A 20,865-nucleotide genomic window follows, 5' to 3' on the forward strand; every position below is an offset into this window, starting at 1 on the left:
AGATGAGGACCGCAATGTCCAGGAAACGACCGATGCTGATGAGTGCTCTGGCCGTCGCGGCCGCGGCCGCCGTCGGAGTCGCCGGCGTGATCGCGCCCCTGGGCGGCGGGCCCGGAGGGCGGCCGGAGACGCCACCCGGGCATGACCGCCCGCTCCAGCTCGGCGTGGAGGTCCTGCTCGCCGACGAACTCGACCTCCTGGCCGGCCAGCGGGTGGGCCTGATCACGAACCCGACCGGAACCACGAGCGACCTCACCCACACCATCGACGCCCTGATCGCCGGGGAGGCCGAGGGCGACTACGAGCTCACCGCGCTCTACGGGCCGGAGCACGGGGTGCGCGGCGGGGTCCCGGCGGGTGCGTACGTCGAGAGTTACGTCGACGAGCGCACCGGTCTGCCGGTGTACTCCCTGTACGGACCCACCCGCAAGCCCACCGCCGAGATGCTGGAGGACGTGGATGTGCTGGTGTTCGACATCCAGGACATCGGCGCACGCTTCTACACCTACATCTGGACGATGTACTACGCGATGGAGGCGGCCGCCGAGCAGGGCAAGCCGTTCGTGGTGCTGGACCGGCCGAACCCGCTCGGCGACCGGATGGACGGTCCGGTCCTCGAGTACCCGGAGCTGAGCTCGTTCGTCGGGCTCCGGGAGATCCCGCTGCAGCACGGCCTCACGGTCGGTGAGCTGGCCCAGGTGTTCAACGGGGAGTTCCTCGAGACGCCGGCGGATCTGCACGTGGTCACGATGCGCAACTACGACGCCGCCAGCATCGTGGAGGACTGGGACCTGCCCTGGGTGCTGCCGTCGCCGAACATCCCAACCCGGGAGACGGCGCTGGTGTATCCCGGCACGGGGCTCATCGAGTCCATCAACGTCTCCGAGGGCCGTGGGACGACCACGCCGTTCCTCTGGTTCGGCGCACCGTACATCGACGAGGCGGAGTCCTATGCGCTGGCCGCCGAGCTCAACTCCCGTGGGCTGCCCGGAGTGACCTTCCGGCCGATGTCCGCCACGCCGACCTCGAGCAAGCACGCCGGTGCGTTCTCGGGCGGCGTCCAGATCCACTTCACCGACGCGGCCGCCTACGAGCCGATCCGGACCGGGTTGCACGTCCTCGACGTCCTGTTCGACCAGATCGACGAGGTCGACTGGCGGGAGGGCGCCGCCTGCCGCACCGCGGCGGACAGGTGCTGGATCGACCAGCTCACCGGTACCCGGGACGTACGCGCCCAGCTCGAGGCGGGCGTCACGCCGGACGAGATCATCGCCGGATGGCAGGATGACCTCGCTGCTTTCGACGCGCTCGCCGAGCCCTACCGGCTCTACCCCGACGGTCCGGGACAGGGTCGTCCCTGATCCGACGACCGCCTCCTTGCGGTGCCGAGCCGTCCGTCACCGGGCTCGGCACCGCAAGGATCACCCCACCTCACCCGACCACGCTCTGGTGCCCGCCTCGCTGCCGGTCGTAGGGTTCTTCGCGCGGGACGAGCACGCCCCGACTTCTCGAGGCCACGTTGCCTGATGACGCGTCGGCCTCCGACGTGTGGTGGAGAGGTGCCAGATGAGGACTCGACGCGGAATCGCGCTTCTAGCGGGTGTCGTGCTGCTGATCGGTGCGCAGGCGGGGCCTGCCGTCGCCGACGAGTCGGACACGGTGACGGTCGTCGCCGACGGTCTGAACAATCCTCGCGGGCTCGCCTTCGGCCCCGACGGCGGACTGTACGTCGCCACGGTCGGCAACGGCTCCGACGATGGTGCGGTCGTGCGGCTCGCGCCACGGACCGGCACCATGACGACCGTCGTTGACGGACTGCCGACCTACCTCGCACCGGCGGGAGACGTCGTCGGGGCGCACGACGTGACGTTCCAGGGCCGGGGCAACATGTTTGTGCCGGTCGGCCTGGGCGACGATCCGGCCGCCCGGCCCACGGAAGGGCTCGGCGTCCTGCTCCGGGTGTCGCCGAACGGCCGGACGAGGACGGTTGTCGACCTGGCTGCCTACGAGGCCGCCGTGAATCCCGACGGCGGTCTACCGGACTCCAATCCGCACTCCGCGGCCGCCGTTCCCGGCGGCGTGGTGATCGCCGACCCCGGCGCGAACGCACTGTTGTTCCTGGCGAACTCGGGCGACTTGCGCACCCTCGCGACCTTCGCCGACCGGGAGGTGCCGTTCGCCGGTGGCACGGTGCTCGCGCAGTCCGTGCCGGACGCCGTGACCGTGGGGCCGGACGGCGCGTACTACGTCGGTGAACTGCTCGGGTTTCCGTTCGCACCCGGCGAGTCGCGGGTGTACCGAGTGACGCCCGACGGCTCTGCCGAGGTCTACGCGGAGGGCTTCACGTCGATCATCGACGTCGCGTTCGACTCCGACGGCAACCTGTACGTCCTGGAGATCGCCGAGCAGGGCCTGCTCAACGCATTCTCGACCGGCGACTTCGAGGGCGCCCTGATCAAGGTGACACCGGACGGCGTGCGCAGCGAGGTCGCGGACGGGGCGCTGGTGGCGCCCGGCGGGATCGCGGTGGGGCGCGACGGCGCCGTCTACGTCACGACCGGCACATTGTTCGGGGGAGGACTCGGCACGGTCGTGCGGATCGACCAGTAGCGTCCGGCGATGAGTTCCGGTTCCGGCCCAGGTCCGTACCGACATGGATACCGAGAGGGAACTGGACCTGTTCGCCGGCGTCGCGGTGACCGATCTCGGCCGCGCCGTCGGGTGGTACGACCGGCTCTTCGGCGAGGTCGAGACGTTCGAGCCGAACGACGTCGAGCGGGTGTGGACGGTCGCCGAACGTCGGCACCTGTACGTGATCGTGCTGCCCGAACACGCGGGCCACGCGCTGGTCACCCTGTACGTGGGGAACCTCACCGCGATGGTCGATGCGGCGGCCCGGCGGGGCATCCACGCGGAGAGCGAGGAGAACTTCGGGAACGGGGTGCGCAAGATGATCTACCGCGATCCTGACGGGAACGAGATCGGGCTCGGCGGGGTGCTCGGAGCCGAGTAGACCCACCGTTATGACCAGATAAGTTATCCTGGTCATAACGGAAAGGGTGTCATGGAACCGAGCCGATCGATCATCGACCTGCCGTGGGGGCCGGTCTCCTACCTGCACTGGTCGCCGGCGGCGAAGGCTTCGTCCTCACCGTCCGTCGTGGTGCTTCTGCACGGCGGGAACGCCGACAGCGCGTCGCTGTCCTGGGGCGAGCTGGGTAGTCACCTGGCCGCGGCCGGGCACCGGGTGGTCGCGCCCGACCACCCGGGATTCGGCGAGAGTCCGCGCGCCCCCTGGACGGCGACCCAGGACCGACTCGTCGCCTACGTCGGGGAGCTCGTGGACGCCCTCGGGCTGGAGTACTACGTGATCGGCGGCCTTTCGCTCGGTGGCGGGCTCACCATCGGGCACGTCCTCGCCCGTCCCGAGCGCGTCACGGGCGCCATGCTGTTCGGTAGCTACGGGCTCCAGGACCGCCTCACCGGCGGGTGGCTCAGCCTGCCCACCCAGACCCTGACCTGGCTGGCGCTGCGCACGGGCCTGCTCGGCCTGGCCCAGGAGGCGTACGCGCGTAGCCCGCGACTGCTGGCCAGCGGCATGCGGCAGATCGTCCGCAGTCCCGACCGGCTGACCGAGGACCTCCTCGCGGAGATCACCGTGGCAGCGGGGCGCAAGGGCGCCCGGGTGGCATTCGAGCAGTGGCAGCGCGACCAGGTCCTGTGGAACCGGACCCGCACGAACTACCAGGACCGGCTCCACGACGTCGCTGCGCCGACGCTCGTCGTGCACGGCTCACAGGACTCCGGCGTGCCGGTCGCCCGTGCTCGAGAAGCCGCGGCCCGCATCCCCGACGCCCACCTGCTCGTCGTCGACGGAGCCGGGCACTGGGTCCAACGGGACCGGCCGGACCTGGTGACCCCCGCCGTCGTGCGGTTCCTCGACACCCGGGGTGAGTTGGACGGAGGCGACGATGCCGCGCCCGCTCATCCCTGACCGGCGGACGAAGGTCCTCGACGCGGCTCAGGCGCTCGTCCTCGCCCAGGGCTTCGACGCGATGAGCATCCAGGCCGTCGCGACCGAGGTCGGCATCGCCAAAGGGGCGGTGTACCGGGAGTTCGCCAGCAAGCGCGAGATCCTCGACGTCCTGCTGGCCCGCTCGATGGACCGGATGAACGCCGCCGCAAGGCAGCGGCTCGGGGACGCGGAGCCGCCCTCGCCGAGCCGGGCCTACGCCGTCGCCGTGGAGGTACTCCTCGACGACGAGCTCATGACCGCCGCGTTCCTCGACGACCACGGCGTGCTCGGCTCCTACGTCGACGGCGTCACCGACGACAGGTACGCCGAGCGGCACCGCGCCGTGGTGGCGTGGATCGCCGACCTGCAGCAGCAGGGCTCGCTGAGCACGCGGGTGGCGCCCGAACCGCTCGCACTCGCGCTGTCCGCGACGACGATCGGGCTGCTCACCGCGGCCCGGCACCTCGGGCCGCTCACCCGTGCCGACCTGCAGGGCGCGCTCGAGGCGGTCGCGGTGCTGGTGTCCTCGCTCGAGATGGCCCCGCCCTCGTGACCCGGGTCAGGAACCGAGGTTGCCGCTGAGCCGGTCGTGGCGGGCGGCACTGTCCGGGTTCAGTCCGACGATCCGGACCTGTTTGCCCTTGGCCTCGTACTTCGTGGTGATCGCGTCGAGGGTCGCGACGGTGGAGGCATCCCAGATGTGCGCGTTGGTCATGTCGATAACCACCCGGCTCGGGTCGCCGGCGTAGTCGAACTGGTAGACGAGGTCGTTCGAGGACGCGAAGAACAGCTCGCCCTCGACCGCGTAGACGCGTTCGCCGTCGTCGTCCGAGGCGTCCAGCCGGGTGACCGACGTGAAGTGGGCGACCCGGCGTGCGAACAGCACCATGGCGATGAGCACCCCGACGAGCACGCCGTAGGCGAGGTTGCTGGTGGCGACCGTGACCACGACCGTCGCGACCATCACCGCGACCTCGGACCTCGGCAGTCGGCGCAGCGTCGAGGGCCGGATCGAGTGCCAGTCGAACGTGCCCACCGAGACCATGACCATCACGGCCACGAGGGCGGCCATCGGCATGATCGCCACGAGGTCGCCGAGGCCGACCACGAGGACGAGCAGGAACAGCCCGGCCAGGAAGGTGGAGATACGGGTGCGGGCGCCGGAGGCCTTGACGTTGATCATGGTCTGGCCGATCATCGCGCAGCCGCCCATCCCTCCGAAGAAGCCGGTCACGATGTTCGCGATGCCCTGGCCCCACGCCTCGCGCGTCTTGTTCGAGTGGGTGTCCGTGACGTCGTCGACGAGTTTCGCGGTCAGCAGGGACTCGAGAAGCCCGACGAGCGCCATCGCGAGCGCGAACGGCGCGATGATCCGCAGCGTCTCGAAGGACAGCGGCACGTCCGGGAACAGCAGGGAGGGCAGCGACTCGGGCAGCTCGCCCTCGTCGCCGACGGTGGGCACCGTCACACCGGCGAGCACCGTGAACGCGGTGAGGACCACGATCGCGACGAGGGGCGCGGGTACCACCTTCGTCAGGCGGGGGAAGAGCACGATGATCGCGATGCCGACGGCGAGCAACGGGTAGACGATCCAGGTCACCCCGAGCAGGTGCGGCAGTTGGGCGATGAAGATCAGGATCGCGAGCGCGTTGACGAAGCCGACCATGACCATGCGCGGGATGAACCGCATCAGCTTGGCGACGCCGAGCAATCCGAACACGACCTGGAGGATCCCGCCGAGGATCACGGTGGCGATCAGGTAGTCGACGCCGTGATCACGAACCACGGGCGCCACCACCAGGGCGACGGCGCCGGTGGCGGCCGAGATCATCGCCGGGCGGCCGCCGACGAACGCGATCGTGACCGCCATCGTGAACGACGCGAAGAGCCCGAGCCGCGGGTCCACCCCCGCGATGATCGAGAACGAGATCGCCTCCGGGATCAGCGCGAGGGCGACCACCAGTCCGCCGAGCACCTCCGTGCGCAGGCGGCGGGGGGAGCGCAGCGCGGCGCGGACGGAGAAGGACTCGTCGGCCTCGGGGGAGCCGGTGCCCCTCTGCGGGTCGGTGGCCGGATCGGGGACTCTCAGTGGAGCATCGTTCGACACGCAGGATCCTTCGGGCTGAGCGGAGGGGCGGGGATGCCCGCGCTCACGGTAGTGCCTGCGTGCCGGCACGCGGGCCTGCTGCCCGCCGCGATCGGGGTGCTGGGCCCGGTCAGCCCAGGGGGAGGCGCTCGGAGGAGAAGTCGTCGAGCCGGCTCGTGTCGCTGCCCTGGAGGGAGAACAGGGCCAGCGCGACCGGCCTCGGTAGCCGGACGAGGAGCCGGAGGGAGCGCGGGGTCAGCCAGGCGGTGAGACGGTTGCCGGGCACGAGTTGGCGGAGCGAACTCGGACCGACCTTCCGGCTCTGCGCGACCGCCGGACCCATGACGGCCTCGGTGCTCGCGAAGGCCGCGGTGTGGTCATCGCGGGCGAGCGCCAACTCGTTCGCGAGCACGTATGCGCCGAGAACCGCCATCGCCGTGCCGCCGCCGACGGCGGGACCGGGGGAGTAGGCGGCGTCACCGACGAGGCTGACGCGTCCCTTCGACCACGTGTTCATCTGGATCTGGCTGATCGAGTCGAAGTAGAAGTCCTCGGACTGGTGCAGCTCGTCGATCGGGAACGGCAGGTGGCTCTCGATGCCCGCGAAGGCGTCCCGAACCGTGCGCATCTGGCGTGCCGGGTCGCGCAGATCGCCCATGGGTCCGCCACGGAAGAGCAGCAGTGCACGGGCGAGGCGCCCGTCGTCGACGGGGTAGGTGAAAGCGGCGCGGTCGACGTCGAAGTAGCCGACCACCTCACTGCCGAGGCCGACGGTGTTCGGGTAGCTGTAGACGGACAGGTAGGCACCGAGGTCGTGGCGGTACGCGTCCTCGGGACCGAACACGAGACGCCGGACCATCGAGTGCAGACCGTCCGCGCCGAGCACGAGGTCGAACGCGCGCGGGGCCGAACTCTCGAACTCGACCGTGACGGCGTCCGGGCCGTCCGTGATGGCGGTGATGGTGTCCCCGAAGATGTACTCGGCGTGCGGGCCGGCCGCGCCGTGGAGGAGCTCGACGAGCGCGTCCCGCTGGATCTCCACGTGCCGGTCCGCGAGCGTGGCGGTCAGGCGGGGCATCTCGATCGGGCGCCCCCGGCGCTGGTGGAAGACCATTCGATCGTGCCGGACGTGGGCGTCGGAGACGGCGGGCAGGATGCCCATCCGCTCGATGACCTCGATCGAGACGCCGGCGAGGTCGACGGCGTGGCCGCCGGTCTGGCGCAGGTGTGGCCGCTTCTCGACGACGGTGGGGTTGAAGCCGCGTTCTGCGAGCCAGTACGCGAGGACCGATCCCGCGATGCCGGCACCGGAGATGAGGATGTTGTGTGCCATGGGAGTAGATTACTTGCCGACCGGCTAGATATCAATGAACGGTTCGGTGGCACACGTCTCGTAGTCTCTGGGGACCGAGTTCGAGGAAGGTGGTGACCATGCCCGTGGGAGACTCCACGCCCCGTCGCGACGGTCGGACGACCGACACGCGCCAACGCATCGAGTCCACGGCGTTGCAGCTGTTCGTGACCAAGGGCTTCGCCGCCACCAGCCTGAAGGACATCGCCGACGAGCTCGGCATCACGAAGGCGGCCCTCTACTACCACTTCCCGGCCAAGGCGGACCTAGCGCGTGGTGTCTTCCAGCCGTTCATCGACGATGTCGATGCCGTCCTGGACGATCTGGGCGGTCGGCGGCTTCCAGCCGAGGACGTGCTGGCTGCCTACGCCGGCGCACTCCTGCCGCACCGTGGGGCGCTCGCGGCCACGCTCCGCGACCCGGGCGCCGTGGCCGACCTCGACCTTGAGGGCGCGAGCTTCCGGTGGCTGGCCAAGCTGTCCGCCCTGCTCGGGTACGAGGAGGCGACGGCGGAGAGCCGGGTGCGCACCGCCGTCGCCGTCGGTGGCCTCACCAGGGCGCTCGTGCTGCCGGAGATCGAGGACGAGCAGGCCCGCGCGGTTGCGGTCGAGGCCGCGGTGGCTGCTCTTGGTCGAGGGACGACGGCGGAGCGGTAGTTCCGTCCGGGCTGATGTTCGTGGACGGTCACGAGGACACCATGCCGCTGGATGTCGTCGAGGACGGTGAAGCCGCCAACTGCGAGCTCGGTCTGCTGCTGGGGCTCACCGGCCGCACGCTGACCGGCTCACTGGCCGAGCGTCTGCCGGCGCTCGACGTCGGCTCGCTGGCCATCCTCGGGCCGGGCGCGCCGGCGCCTCGGCCGCCGAGATCGCCGCAACCCCGCCGGCGCGCACGGGAGGTAGACGAACTCGAGCTCCTCTCGACCGGTCGAGCGGGGACGGGTCAGCCTGCGTCCAGGGCATCGTCGATCGGCACGCACAGCCAGAGCGAGGCCGGACGGATGGTGGCCACGAGCTCCCGGCCCGGCTCGACCACGTCGCCGTCGAGCTCACGCTCCTGTTCCTGCGTGCTCCGCACCCGGATGCGCTTGCCGCGCAGGATCTCGAGGTTCGGCACCCGCTTCTGTCGTGTGAGGACTCCAGCCACGGTCGAGACCCAGTGGCCGAGGTGCTTCGGCGCGAGGATCGCCACGTCGAGGTAGCCATCGTCCGGCTCGGCGTCCGGGAACAGGGCCACGCCTGCCTGGATCTGCCCGACGTTGCCGACGATGACCGAACGGGCCTTGCGCACCAGCGGCTCGGCGTCGTCGACCGTGACCTGCACCCGCATCGGGTGGTCGAGCAGGTGCTTGCCGGCGGACAACACGTACGCAGGAGTGCCGATCCGTGCCTTCAACTCCGTGGACGCACTGTCGAGCATCTTGGCATCGAAGCCCATGCCCGCCATCACCGCGAACACCTGGCCGCCGACCTCACCGACGTCGATGCGGCGACGCCCGCCAGCGACCGCCAGGCGCACCCCTTCGGCGGGATCGGTGGGGACCTCGAAGTTCCCCGCCAGCAGGTTCCCGGTTCCGCCCGGCAGGATGGCCAGGGCGGCATCGCTCCCGGCCAGCCCTTCGACGCAGGCCCGCACCGTGCCGTCGCCCCCGCTGACGAACACCACCTCGGCGCCGCGGGCGACGGCCTCACGGGCCTGCCCGGTACCTGGATCGTCCTGGGTGGTCTCCAGCCAGATCGGCGTGGGCCAGTCGGCATCGGAGAGCACGGCGCTGATGGTCCGGCGCAGTCCCTCGACGTCGTCAAGCCGGTGCGGGTTGACGATCACGGCGGATGGGCGGGGTCCGTTGCCGGCGAGGCGCCTGAGTTCGGGGTGGGAGGAGGACGTCGGTTCGGTGGTCACGTGGTCAGTATCGGTGCCGCCGCGACGACGCGCTCGCGCAGGACGAGTACGCGGCCAAGAGCCGAGCCCGACCAGAGGAGGTGACCGTGCGCCCGACGCGCCGCCCACCCGGCCGGCTCAGAGGGCGAGATCGGCAGCCGCGGGTCCCACGCCGTCGCCTATGGTCATACTTAACCACCGGATACAAGAGAAGGAGCACCATGACCCTGCCCCAGGTGACACTGAACGATGGCGTGACGATCCCGCAGCTCGGCTTCGGAGTGTTCCAGGTGCCGCCGGAGGAGACCCAGATCGCGGTGACCCACGCGCTCGAGGCGGGCTACCGCGCTATCGACACGGCCGCCCGCTATCGCAACGAGGCCGGCGTCGGGGCAGCGCTCGCCGCCTCCGAGCTCGGCACCGACGAGGTCTTCGTGACGACGAAACTCGCCAACGACGACCAGGGCTACGACAGCACCCTCGCGGCGTTCGACGCGAGTGCGACGGCCCTCGGCCGGGACGTCGTCGACCTCTACCTGATCCACTGGCCCTGCCCGAAGCGCGGCGAGGCCGCGAACTCCTGGCGCGCGATCAGCGAGTTGAAGGAGGCCGGCCGGATCCGTTCGATCGGCGTCTCCAACTTCCTGCCGCACCACATCCAGCAGCTCCTCGACGCGGGCCTGCCGCTGCCCGCCGTCAACCAGATCGAGGTGCACCCCTACCTGCAGCAGCGCGAGGTCCGCGAGTTCAACGCCGCGCGGGGGATCGCGACCGAGGCCTACAGCCCGCTCGGTCAGGGGCGGGTGCTGGCCGACCCGGTCATCACCGCGATCGCCGAGCGGCTGGGCCGCAGCCCCGCGCAGGTGGTGCTGCGCTGGCACCTGCAGCTGGGCAACATCGTGATCCCGAAGTCCGTGACGCCCGAGCGCGTCAAGGAGAACATCGCCGTCTTCGACTTCGAGCTGACCGACGCCGACATCGACCAGATCAACGGCCTCGAGCGCGGCGACCGGACGGGCTTCCATCCGGACGAGTTCAACGGCTTCCCGGAGGACTTCGCGAAGAAGGCCTGACCTCGGGCCGCACGAGCAGGCGGTCCAACGCGACTCGGCATCCCTGGGTGCCGAGTCGCGTTCGTCCTCCTCTTAGAACACGGACCCCGTCCCCGGTGACCGTGACATGCGTGCGAACGGCACGCCGACGGCGTCCCCTGACTTCTCGGAACGAGAACCTCACCTCGATCGGTGGTCCATCGAACACCGACTCCGGTGTGACGGGCCGCACGCGGGCAACGTCCCGGGCCGCCCAGTACTCGCCGATGGTCAGGCGGGTCCCGTCGACGCTGATCGGCCGCCATACGTACGTGGCCGCGGGCGCCTGGTGCGAGCAGATCCCAGTGAGTCGACGTGCCGGCTACCGCCCGGGCGCTGAGGTGGTAGTTGATGAGCCGCCCGATCGAGGGGCACCCCCATCTCCTTCCCCCACTCGCCGATGCGGCCCGGTTCCGGCCGCCCGCCGTCGGTCTTGTGCCCGCGGGTGGTACCCCTCGCCGTCCGCGACGATGCAGGCGCCGTGGGCGTTCTCGGTCCGTCCCCGGTCATCGAACCGGGGGACGCCGTTGAGGATCAGGGACGGGGTCGACGGCGTGGAGCCGGGTTCATGAGGCACGGTGCAGCAATCTGGTGGGTCCGGTGTGTGCCGGTCCTGGTTTCAGGACGCCGGTCAGGCTCAGGCCTCCGGCGCCGGCGGACCTGCCCCGGGCTGCCGGCGCGCCAGCATCGGCACCATCGCGAGGGCGATGAGCGCGGCGCCGACGGCGGCGACGGGGGAGATGCCCTCACCGAACACGGCCGCGCCGATACCGATCGCCACGACCACCTCCCAGTAGGACAGGCCAGAGAGCTCGGCGGCACGCAGGTGCTTGCCCGCGACGACCAGCAGGCCGAGGGCGAGGAGCCCGCAGATCAGGAAGAACGCGCCGGCCCAGGCCCAGTTCTGCGACGTCATACCGGACAGGTCCGGCCGGGTCAGCGCCACCATCGCGCCGGTGCCGAGGGCCCCGAAGACGAAGTTCCAGAAGCTTCGCACGTCGGCGGGCATGTCGGTCCGGTACCGGTAGCAGAGCAGCGCGACCGCGTAGCAGACACCGGAGATCACTCCGAGGATCGTGCCGAGCGTCTCCTGCTCCGGCGGGTGGGACGAGCCGGCTCCCGAGGTGAGCAGCCCGGCAGCCAGGACCATCCCGATCGAACCGATCCCCAGGGACAGCACGTCCACCCGGCCCGGACGCTCCTTCAGCAGCACCCGGGCGAGCACGGTTGCCAAGACCGGTCCGATGTAGTGGAGCACGACGGCGCGGGAGAGGTCCGCGAGCACTGTCGCGGACAGATAGGTGGCCAGCGAGAGGCCGAGGAACACGCCGCCGAGGACCACCGATGGTGACAGTCGCACGCGGCGCAGCTGCCCGAGCCGACCGGCCAGCGCGAGAACCAGGAAGGTTCCGATCGCGCCGACCAGCATCCGGCCGAGAGTCAAGGACTCGCCGATCACGGCGCCGGACGGCGTCGCCATCCGGCTGAACAGTCCGGCCGCACCCATCGCGGTGGCGGACACGATGATCGCCAGGATGCCGAGCCGCCGGTTCGGGCCGAGGCGGGCAGGGTCCGGCTCGCGAGTGGCCCCGGGATGGGGCACATGAGCTCCCTCTGCGGAGAGCGGGGGCGTGCCGACGGTGAGTGCCACGGGACTCCTTGGGACAGGGCGCGGGGACGCCTGGGACGGGGCGGTGGTTCCCCGCTCTGTCATCGGACCTGAGAGTTTTCGCGAGCCGTGACCCGCTTACACCGTCGGTGAGCCCCGAAGGGCTGCTTTCCAGAGGAGCCTCGCCGCTGGCGGTCCAAGGGGCCTGAGAGTTTCCCGGGGAGGTTGCTCCTTCGGCGCCCGCTGGTGCGGGACTCTCCCGCCGCGGTTCGGTGGCATTCAGTTGTCGTACGGCTCCATTATGCCGATGGTCGGCATGGTTCCGGCCGCCCGGGGCGGTGAGATCCGTGCCACACCGAGGTCACGCCGGTGCCGGCTCGGCGCTCGTACCCGCCCGGGCCGCGGCCACGCGGGCGGCGATGGCGGCGTCGATCACGGCCGGGTCGTACACGAGGTCGACGACCTTGCGGGTGAGACCGACGACCGCACCGTCGGCCCCGAGGTGCGCCGCGCCCACCACCAGATGTCGCCGGGCCCGCTCGGTCACGTCCTCGCGGATCAGCGCATCGATCCGGGCCACCACCCGGGGCAGCCGACCGAGGGAACCGCCCAGGACGAGATTGTCGGGGTTGACCGCCGCCACCACGGTGGCGAGCACCCGGGACAGGCGCGCGGCTGCATCGTCCACGGCCGCGCACACGACCGGGTCCCCGGCCGCGACGCGTTCGGTGATGTCCTTCAGGTCCCGTACCCCGGTGTCGGAGAGCCGACGGATCAGCGCGTGCCCGGACGCCCAGGCGGCGAGGCAGCCGCGCCGCCCGCAGGTGCACATCGGACCCTCGTCGCTGATCCGGACGTGGCCGATGTCCCCGGCGGCACCGTCGGAACCCTCGAGCACGTGCCCCGTGTCGACGATGCCGGCGCCGATTCCGGTCGCGTACTTGATCGCGAGTACGGAGCGGTCCGCACCGATCACACTCGATTCGCCCAGGGCGAAGGCGCGGGCATCGTTCTCGATCACCACGGGCACCCCCCAACGCTCGCGCAGGCTCTGGAACACCGGATACCCGTCCCACCGCGGCATCGTGGTGGAGGTGCCGAGCACGCCGGTGCCCGGGTCGACCGGGCCCGGGATGCCGAGGGCGACGCCGATCAGGGTCTCGTCCCCTCCGGCCCGCAGAAGTACGTCGCCGATCTGGGCGACCTGCTCCAGGTAGCCCTTCGCGTCGGTGTCGATATCGAGAGCGACGTCTCGCATCCGTCGGATCCCGCCGTCCACCCCGGTCACACAGATCCGCGCGTGGGTCTGGCCGAGATCGAGCACCAGGACGACCCGACCACGCGTGTCCCAGCGCAGCAGTTCGGAGCGTCGGCCCGGTCCTCGCGATCCCCCGCCGGGGGGTGCGGACCCGTCCTGGTAGACGTAGCCGTGCTGGAAGAGGCCGTCGAGGCGGTCGAACAGGGTGGTCCGGGACAACCCCGTCGCGGACAGCAACTGCTGCCGCGTCCAGCCCGGCCGGGACCGGATGAAGGACACGAGTGCCCCGTGGGAGGTCGCCGGGAGCGTTGCGGTCAGGGTCGGCACAGGTGCGGCGGGCGGCGATGCGGTTGGGTCCGTAGCCATCGACTGCCTTCCTCGATCCGGTCCGGGAGAGGCGAACGAGTGCCGGTCCCCTTGCGCCGGCGGCTCGGCGTGAGCGCCGCGGCGTGTCGCAATGATGACACGTTGACGTCCCTCGAACAAGCAGTTATGTTCAGGGCGCGAACACAATTCGCGATACCGATGCCAGCCCCACGAAGGACGAAGATGCCCGACGTCGCCATCCCGCTCATGTACGCCGCAGCCGATGTGCTGCGTGCCAATGACCGGGGCGAACGCACGGTTGCTGCGCCGCGGCTGTACCCGCACCAATGGTCGTGGGATGCCGCGTTTGTGGCGATCGGCTGGGGAACCGTGTCGGTGCCGCGGGCGCTCGACGAGCTCCGGCACCTCCTTCGTGGCCAGTGGGCGACCGGGATGATCCCGCAGATCGTCTTCAGCGCCGAGCCCGGCTACTTCCCGGGCCCGGACCGGTGGCGGACGCAGGGCCTGCCAACCGTGCCGACCGACGTCCAGACTTCGGGAATCTGTCAACCGGCCGTACATAGCCTCGCGGTCTGGGTGATCGGGGAACAGGCCCGCCGCAACGGCGGCGCCGACGCAGAGGCGTTCGAGGCGTTCCTCGCCGACACGTTCGAGGCGTGGTTCCGCTGGCACGTGTGGCTGGACGACGCTCGCGGGTCGCACCCGAGCGGGCTCATCGAGATCCATCACCCGTGGGAGTCCGGCATGGACAACTCGCCCCGCTGGGACGCCGCGTGCGCCAGGGTGCGGGTCGGGCAGATGGCGCCGTACGTGCGGGAGGACACCAAGCACGTCGCGGACGTGGAGCAACGGCCGGCGGACGCCGACTACGACCGCTACCTCTGGCTCGTCGAGCAGCTCGTCTCGGTCGGGTACGAGGACGCGGCGGCGCGCGAGGTGATCGACTTCCGGGTCGGCGACGTGTTCTTCACCGCCACCCACGCGCTGTCCGCCGCAGTCCTGGCGACGTTGGGCGACCGACTCGGCCGGACGGCGCAGGCCAACACGCTGCGGGGGATGGCCGCGCGGGCGAGGGCCGCCGTCGCCGCCACGGCGGACCCCGAGACCGGGCACGCCCGGGACTTCGACATGCGGGCCGAGGAGTGGTTGCGCGCCGATACGATCGGGGGCTTCGCGGCGCTGATCTGCGGCGCAGAGCCGGACGTCTACGCCGCTCTGACGAGCGACCTGCTCGGTCCCGACTGGTGCGGACACCCGCGCCTGGCCAATCCGCTGCCGCCCACCACGTCCCCGGACAGTCCAGCGTTCGTCAGCCGCAACTACTGGCGTGGTCCGCAGTGGCCGGTCATCACCTGGTTGTTCACCTGGGCCCTGCGTCACCACGGCCACGCCGAGGCGGCCAAGACAATCGCGGCCGCCGGCCGCGACCAGCTCGCCGACGGCACGTTCTCCGAGTACTACGACGCGGTCACCGGCGCACCGCTCGGCAGCAGGAACCAGTCCTGGACCGCAGCGGCCGCCTTGGCCTGGGCCACGGACGAGGAATCATGACGGCGGACGCGCACGCCATCGGGACGGCACCCGCACCGTGGGTCGGCCGGTCCCGCCCCTCGCTCGAGGGCAACGACATCGTCACCGGCGCCATCACCTACGTGACCGACCGGCGCGAGGACGGCATGCTGCACGGCTCCGTGCTGCGCAGCACGGTGCCGCATGCACGCATCGATGGGATCGACGTCAGCGAGGCGCTCGCCCTGCCCGGCGTGGTCACCGTGGTCACCGCGGCCGACGTGCCCGTCAACGCCCTCGGCCCGCGAGACGTCGACGGCCCCGCACTCGCCGACACGGTGATCCGCCAGGTCGGCGAGGCGATCGCGCTCATCGCGGCCACCGACGCCCGGACCGCGGAAGCGGCCGCCCGCCTGATCCGGCTCGACCTCACCCCGCTGCCGGTCGTCGACTGCCCGACCGCCGCCGCCGCACCCGGCGCACCGCAGCTGCACGAGGGCGGCAACGTCTCGGGCGCCATCGCGTTCTCCTCGGGAGACGTCGATGCGGCCCTCGCCGACGCCCACCTGGTGCTGCGCCGCCGCGTACGCACGCCGGCCCAGGAGCACGTCGCGATCGAGACCCCTGGCGGGGTGGCCCGCTGGGATGCCGACGCGACCTCGGTGACCATCTGGTGCGGATCCCAGAACCCGGGCCTGCACCAGCGCAAGGTGGCCCGCGCCCTGGACATCCCGCCGGAGTCGGTGCGGATGATCGCCAACCCCGTCGGCGGTGCGTTCGGCTCCCGCAACGACGACCCGATGCCGGTCTTCCTCGCGCTCCTGGCCCGCGCGGCCGGTGCCCCGGTGCACGTGCACATGACCCGCGAGGACGTCATGGCCGCCGGCGCCAAGCGGCACCCGTTCTGGACGTCGATCGACATCGGGTTCACCGCTGCCGGCCGCATCCTCGGCTCGGCCGTGCGCGCCATCGCCGACACCGGCCCCATCATCACCTCGGGCCCGAACGTGATGAAGACCTCGGCGGAGATGTCCACCGGCCCGTACGGGTTCGCCGTGGCCTCCTTCGACGGCACCGTCTACTACACGAACAACGCCAACGCCGGCGCGTTCCGCGGCTACGGCGTGCCCCAGGTCGCCTTCGCGATCGAGAACGCGATCACCGAGGCCGCGCACGAGCTCGGCCTCGACCCGGCCGAGGTCCGGCTACGGAACGTGCTCGACGGCGGCGACCGCCACAGCCTGTACCGGCACCGGACCACGACGAGCCTGAACGTGCGCGAGACCCTGCGCACCGCCGTCGAGCATCCGCTCTGGGCGCAGCGGCGCCCGTGGCAGGCCGGCGCCGTCGGCCCGTGGCGCCGCGGCACCGGGATCGCGGTCGCCATGAAGGGCGTCGGGATGGGCTCCGGGACCGGCGACACCGCGCGTGCCCGGCTGCACATCGACGACCGCGGGCACGTCATCATCTGGGCCGGGCCGAACCATACCGGCCAGTCCATCCAGACCACCTACGGGCAGGTCGCCGCGGACGCGCTCGGCCTGCCCATCGAGACCATCGACGTGCGCGTCGGGGACACCGGCGGGGTGCCGGAATCAGGCCCGACGGCGGCGTCCAGGTCCACCTATGCCGGCGGCGCCGCGGTACGTGCGGCGTGCGACGAGCTCGTCGCACGGTGCCGCGGACTCGGCCTGCCGCTGAGCACCGACGCCGCGGGCGTCGGGACGAAGCTCCTCGAGCTCGGCGAGGCCGAGGTGAACGCCGAGTTCCGGCTCCCGGACACCGACGACATCGGCATCGTCCCGCCGGAGCAGCTCGCCACGTTCGCACCGCACCGCGTGTACGGCACCTGCACCCAGGTGGTCCGCGTCGAGGTGAACGTCCTCACCGGGGAGGTCCGGGTCCCGGAACTGCTGTGCGTGCTCGACTGCGGCACCCCGATCAACCCGGCGGCCACGATCGGACAGGCGGAGGGCGGAATCCTGCAGGGCCTCGGCCTGGCGATCATGGAGGACCACCGCGTCAGCGAGGGGATACCCCGCACCACCAGCCTCGAGAACTACCTGGTGCCGACCATCGCGGACACCCCACGCATGCACACGCTGTTCATCGAGGGCAGCGAGGACTCCGGACCGTTCGGCGCGAAGGGCATGTCCGAGGTCGTCGTGGTGCCGACCCCGCCGGCGATCGCCGCCGCGATCCTGGACGCCGTCGGGGTGCTCCCGCAGGAACTGCCCATCACACCGGAACGAATGCTCGCCCTGATCGAGGAGGCACCATGCGTGTGAACGGAGCCCCGGTCGCCACGCCCGCCGAAGCCGACCACGGCCTACGTCTGCTCGACTACCTGCGCGAGGTCCTCGGCCTGACCGGCGCGAAGGAAGGGTGCGGCATGGGGGAGTGCGGCAGCTGCACCGTCATCATCGACGGCCGGGCGATGACGTCCTGCCTGGTGCTCGTCGGTCAGGTGCTGGACGCCGAGATCCGCACCGTCGAGGGCCTCGCCGCGGCCGGGCATGGCCCGCTCCAGGACGCGTTCGTCGCGCGGCAGGCGGTGCAGTGCGGCTACTGCATCCCCGGCGTGCTGAACTCCTGCGCCGCGCTGCTGGACCGCGAGAGCGACCCGAGCGACGCCCAGATCTGCCAAGCGCTCGACGGCAACCTGTGCCGCTGCACCGCCTACAACCGGTTCTACGACGCGGTCCACGACGCCGCCGCGGCCCGCCATCCGAACGGGGCCGGCGCATGACGCCCGCGACCCCGACGCTGCTGCGGCCCACGGACCCCGCGGCCGTGTCCGGACTGCTGGCCGGGGCACGCGCCGTCGCCGGTGGCACCGACCTGCTCGTGCAGCGCCGCGCCGGCGCCGAGGTGCCCACGCTGGTGGACCTCACCGGGCTCGCCCGCACGCGCCCGGCCGTCACCTCCGATGACGCGACCGGCGAGCTGACGATCTCCGCCGTGCACCCGCTCACCGACCTCGCGACCGGCCTCACCGACGGAGCCGCCGGCGCGTTCCCCGCGCTGAGTGCCGCCATCGGCCAGTTCGCCTCGACCACGATCCGCAACCGCGCCACCATCGGCGGCAACCTGGTCACCGGTTCCCCGGCCGCGGACACCGTGCCGGCCCTGCTCGCGGCGGGTGCGGCCATCGACATCGTGACGCCAGACGGCGGCCTGCGCACCGTGGACCTCGCAGCGTTCCTGCTCGGCCCCCGGCGCGTGGACCTGGCCGCCGGCGAGTGGGTCACGAGCGTGCGCGTCGCACAGCCGCCGGTCGAGGGTGGGTTCCGCAAGATCGGCGGCCGGCGCGCGCAGGCGATCTCGTTCCTCAACCTCGCGTGGCAGTGGCACCGGGAGCCCGACGGCCGGCTGACCGGCGTGCGGCTCGCGATGGGATCCGTCGCACCCACGGTGGTGCGGCTGCGCACCGCGGCGGCGCTCCTCGAGGCACAGCTACCCACCCAGGACGTCGTGGACGCAGCCGTCGCCGCGATCGACGCCGACATCAGCCCGATCGACGACCTGCGCGCCAGCGCGCACTACCGCCGCCGATGCGCGGCCGGGCTTCTGCGCGAGGCCCTCCTGCCGCCGTCGGGCACCGCCCGAGCCGACCAGTACGTGACCCCCACCACGAGAGAGAAGAACCAGTGAACGTAGGCGTCACCGTCCGCCTGGACCAGCCCATCACGGCCGCCGCCGAGGGCGCGCAGCGAGCCGAAGACCTCGGGTTCTCGACCGTGTGGCTCGCGGACCACTACTTCCACCGGGACGTGTCCGCGGCGCTCGCCCTGATGATGGCGAGCACCGAGCGGGTCCGGCTCGGCACCGCGGTGATGTCCCCGTTCCTACGTCATCCCACGCTGCTCGCGAGTCTCGCCGCCACCCTGCGCGAGATCGGACCGGACCGGTTCGTGCTTGGACTGGGCACCGGCGGTTACGAGTTCGCGGGCGAGATGGGCATCTCGATGCGTCGCCCGCTGCAGATCACCCGTGAGACCGTGCAGATCGCCCGAGAACTCGGTCGTGGCGCGGCCCATGTGACCGGCGAGACGTTCTCCGCCGACGGCTCCGCGCTGCGCTGGGCACCGCAGGACGGCCCGCTCTACCTCGCCGCCCGCGGCCCGAAGATGCTCGAGCTCGCCGGTGCGATCTCCGACGGCGTGATCACGCACGGCATCTCCGCCGGGCACATCGACTTCGTCAAGGACAAGGTCGCCGCCGGCGGCGCCGGTCGCGCCGACTCGGCGGCGATCTGCCTCATGCTCGACGTCGAGATCAACGACGACCGGACCGAGGCCCTGCGGGCCCTGGCGCCCCGCTGCGTCACCATGGCCGGCGGCTCCTACGCGGACGAGCTCATCGGGATCTACGGCCTCGACGCCGACGAGGTCCGGGCCCTGCGTGCCACGGTGCGCAGCGGCGACCGCGCCGCGGCCGCGACCCAGGTCACCGACTCGATGGCGGAGGCATTCGGCCTCGCCGGGTCTGCCGAGCAGGTCGCCGCCGGGCTGCACACCCTGTTCGAGGCGGGCGTCGACGAGGTCATCGTCAGCGTCGGCGGCTCGACTCCCGACCAGACCGCACACCAGCTCACCGCTCTTTCGGAGGCCCTCTCCTCTTGACCACACTGCCCCAGTCCGTCACCGTCCTCGGCTCCGGCGCCGGAGCCCTGTCCAGCGCCATGGAGCTCTCGCTGGCCGGCGTGGACGTGACCGTCGCCGACTTCGAGCGGTTCCGCACGAACATCGACGCGATCAATGCCCACGGCGTGATCCGCCTGAAGACGCCGTGGCACCGGATCACCGAGAGCCCAGCGCGCGGCAGCCTCGACCCGGCCGCCGCCATCCGCGACGCCGACGTGATCGTGGTGTCGGTGCCCGCGTTCGGGCACGACACGTTCGCGGACCTCCTCGCGGCGAACCTGTCCGGAGGCGAGCAGGTCATCTTCGCCGGTGAGGGCGGTGGCAGCCTCGCACTCGTGGCCGCCATGCGCCGTGCCGGCCGCCGCGTCGAGGTCGACATCGCCGAGCTGAACAGCCTGCCGTACGGCGCGCGGGTCCGGGAACCAGGACTGATCACCGCCTCCCGCAAGATCGGCGGCACGATCGTGGCGGGGATGCCGGCCGGGAACCGCGCCGTGCGGACCGCGTGTGCGATCTGGTCCTCCGTGAGCGCGGGGGAGAGCGTCCTGGAGACCGTGCTGCTGAACTTCAACGCGATCGACCACGTGCCCCCGATCCTGGCCAACCTGGGCGCCATCGAGGGCCGGCCGGGCAAGTTCCTCCTCTGGGGCGAGGGCGCCAGCCCCGCGGTGGCCCGTTTCATCGGCGCGATCGACGCCGAGCTCATCGACATCCGCCGGACCCTGGGATTCGCCAACCTCAAGGGCTACGAGACCTACCTCGTGGAGCAGGGCTTCGCGCCGACGTTCCTCGGCGACCTGCACGCCACGTTGCAGTCGTCGGCGTTCTCCGACTCCACGTTCGGCACCGGCCCGAACGCGCTCGAGAGCCGGTACATCACCGAGGACGTGCCCTACGCACTGTGCCTGATGGCCTCCATCGGCCGAGAGGTCGGTGTGCCGACCCCGACGGTCGACGCGATGATCCACCTCGCGGGCATCGCGACCGGGACGGACTACCGGGCGCAGGGGCGCACGCTGGCCACGTTCGGGCTCGACGGCGTGGGCCGGGACGGTCTGCTCGAGGCCACCCGGACCGGGTGGTGGTGACCGG

General features: G+C 71.4%; 18 protein-coding genes and 1 riboswitch. Of the genes, 13 read left to right on the forward strand and 5 right to left on the reverse strand.

Annotated features, from left to right (window positions below):
* The first annotated feature begins 14 nt into the window (after window positions 1-14).
* The 5 genes from HALOF300_RS24450 to HALOF300_RS24470 all read left to right on the forward strand — a co-directional run bounded on the left by HALOF300_RS24450 (window position 15) and on the right by HALOF300_RS24470 (window position 4,568).
* Window positions 15-1,361 carry an exo-beta-N-acetylmuramidase NamZ family protein gene (locus HALOF300_RS24450; RefSeq protein WP_156743484.1) on the forward strand — a complete coding sequence of 449 codons (1,347 nt, stop codon included), beginning with the start codon at window positions 15-17 and terminating at the stop codon, window positions 1,359-1,361.
* A gap of 205 nt (window positions 1,362-1,566) precedes the next feature.
* On the forward strand, window positions 1,567-2,610 hold the full coding sequence (locus HALOF300_RS24455) for a ScyD/ScyE family protein (RefSeq protein ID WP_156743485.1): 1,044 nt from the start codon (window positions 1,567-1,569) through the stop codon (window positions 2,608-2,610).
* 43 nt (window positions 2,611-2,653) lie between these two features.
* Window positions 2,654-3,013 (forward strand): VOC family protein, encoded by a 360-nt coding sequence (locus tag HALOF300_RS24460; protein ID WP_156743486.1) that lies wholly within the window; start codon window positions 2,654-2,656, stop codon window positions 3,011-3,013.
* Window positions 3,014-3,064: 51 nt separating this feature from the next.
* A complete protein-coding gene (locus HALOF300_RS24465; RefSeq protein ID WP_156743487.1) occupies window positions 3,065-3,994 on the forward strand; it encodes an alpha/beta fold hydrolase in 930 nt (309 codons plus the stop codon).
* On the forward strand, window positions 3,972-4,568 hold the full coding sequence (locus HALOF300_RS24470) for a TetR/AcrR family transcriptional regulator (protein ID WP_156743488.1): 597 nt from the start codon (window positions 3,972-3,974) through the stop codon (window positions 4,566-4,568). Before HALOF300_RS24465 ends, HALOF300_RS24470 begins: the two co-directional genes overlap by 23 nt.
* A 6-nt stretch (window positions 4,569-4,574) precedes the next feature.
* Here HALOF300_RS24470 and HALOF300_RS24475 read toward each other — a convergent pair whose 3' ends face one another.
* Both HALOF300_RS24475 and HALOF300_RS24480 read right to left on the reverse strand, forming a co-directional pair.
* Window positions 4,575-6,122 carry a SulP family inorganic anion transporter gene (locus HALOF300_RS24475; protein ID WP_156743489.1) on the reverse strand — a complete coding sequence of 516 codons (1,548 nt, stop codon included), beginning with the start codon at window positions 6,120-6,122 and terminating at the stop codon, window positions 4,575-4,577.
* 109 nt (window positions 6,123-6,231) lie between these two features.
* A complete protein-coding gene (locus HALOF300_RS24480; RefSeq protein WP_156743490.1) occupies window positions 6,232-7,434 on the reverse strand; it encodes an FAD-dependent monooxygenase in 1,203 nt (400 codons plus the stop codon).
* A gap of 98 nt (window positions 7,435-7,532) precedes the next feature.
* On the opposite strand from HALOF300_RS24480, the gene HALOF300_RS24485 reads away from it, so the two are divergent.
* Window positions 7,533-8,108, forward strand: coding sequence for a TetR/AcrR family transcriptional regulator (locus HALOF300_RS24485; RefSeq protein ID WP_156743491.1), 576 nt, complete (start codon window positions 7,533-7,535; stop codon window positions 8,106-8,108).
* 286 nt (window positions 8,109-8,394) lie between these two features.
* Here HALOF300_RS24485 and HALOF300_RS24490 read toward each other — a convergent pair whose 3' ends face one another.
* Complete coding sequence (locus HALOF300_RS24490) at window positions 8,395-9,354, reverse strand: diacylglycerol/lipid kinase family protein (RefSeq protein ID WP_156743492.1); 960 nt, start codon at window positions 9,352-9,354, stop codon at window positions 8,395-8,397.
* A 200-nt stretch (window positions 9,355-9,554) separates the two neighbouring features.
* Between HALOF300_RS24490 and HALOF300_RS24495 the strand changes: the two genes are divergently transcribed.
* A complete protein-coding gene (locus tag HALOF300_RS24495) occupies window positions 9,555-10,406 on the forward strand; it encodes an aldo/keto reductase (RefSeq protein ID WP_156743493.1) in 852 nt (283 codons plus the stop codon).
* Between the two features lie 655 nt (window positions 10,407-11,061).
* On the opposite strand, the gene HALOF300_RS24500 is transcribed toward HALOF300_RS24495, so the two are convergent.
* Both HALOF300_RS24500 and HALOF300_RS24505 read right to left on the reverse strand, forming a co-directional pair.
* Window positions 11,062-12,075, reverse strand: coding sequence for a DMT family transporter (locus HALOF300_RS24500; RefSeq protein WP_197522816.1), 1,014 nt, complete (start codon window positions 12,073-12,075; stop codon window positions 11,062-11,064).
* A 139-nt stretch (window positions 12,076-12,214) separates the two neighbouring features.
* A riboswitch (glycine riboswitch) is annotated at window positions 12,215-12,305 on the reverse strand.
* Window positions 12,306-12,394: 89 nt separating this feature from the next.
* Window positions 12,395-13,657 carry an ROK family protein gene (locus tag HALOF300_RS24505; protein ID WP_156743495.1) on the reverse strand — a complete coding sequence of 421 codons (1,263 nt, stop codon included), beginning with the start codon at window positions 13,655-13,657 and terminating at the stop codon, window positions 12,395-12,397.
* Between the two features lie 183 nt (window positions 13,658-13,840).
* On the opposite strand from HALOF300_RS24505, the gene ggh reads away from it, so the two are divergent.
* The 6 genes from ggh to HALOF300_RS24535 are packed head-to-tail and all read left to right on the forward strand — an operon-like array spanning window position 13,841 to window position 20,861.
* Complete coding sequence (ggh, locus tag HALOF300_RS24510) at window positions 13,841-15,169, forward strand: glucosylglycerate hydrolase (protein ID WP_156743496.1); 1,329 nt, start codon at window positions 13,841-13,843, stop codon at window positions 15,167-15,169.
* A complete protein-coding gene (locus HALOF300_RS24515) occupies window positions 15,166-17,415 on the forward strand; it encodes a xanthine dehydrogenase family protein molybdopterin-binding subunit (RefSeq protein WP_156743497.1) in 2,250 nt (749 codons plus the stop codon). Before ggh ends, HALOF300_RS24515 begins: the two co-directional genes overlap by 4 nt.
* Complete coding sequence (locus tag HALOF300_RS24520; protein WP_156743498.1) at window positions 17,406-17,876, forward strand: (2Fe-2S)-binding protein; 471 nt, start codon at window positions 17,406-17,408, stop codon at window positions 17,874-17,876. The genes HALOF300_RS24515 and HALOF300_RS24520 overlap by 10 nt, the downstream gene beginning before the upstream one ends.
* Window positions 17,873-18,781: an FAD binding domain-containing protein gene (locus HALOF300_RS24525; RefSeq protein WP_156743499.1), complete on the forward strand. Its 909-nt coding sequence runs from the start codon at window positions 17,873-17,875 to the stop codon at window positions 18,779-18,781. The genes HALOF300_RS24520 and HALOF300_RS24525 overlap by 4 nt, the downstream gene beginning before the upstream one ends.
* Window positions 18,778-19,752 (forward strand): LLM class flavin-dependent oxidoreductase, encoded by a 975-nt coding sequence (locus HALOF300_RS24530; RefSeq protein WP_197522817.1) that lies wholly within the window; start codon window positions 18,778-18,780, stop codon window positions 19,750-19,752. Before HALOF300_RS24525 ends, HALOF300_RS24530 begins: the two co-directional genes overlap by 4 nt.
* Window positions 19,749-20,861: an NAD/NADP octopine/nopaline dehydrogenase family protein gene (locus HALOF300_RS24535; RefSeq protein ID WP_156743501.1), complete on the forward strand. Its 1,113-nt coding sequence runs from the start codon at window positions 19,749-19,751 to the stop codon at window positions 20,859-20,861. The genes HALOF300_RS24530 and HALOF300_RS24535 overlap by 4 nt, the downstream gene beginning before the upstream one ends.
* Window positions 20,862-20,865 lie beyond the last annotated feature (4 nt).

It is taken from the genome of Occultella aeris (assembly GCF_902703175.1).
GTDB classification, from domain to species: Bacteria; Actinomycetota; Actinomycetes; order Actinomycetales; family Beutenbergiaceae; genus Occultella; species Occultella aeris.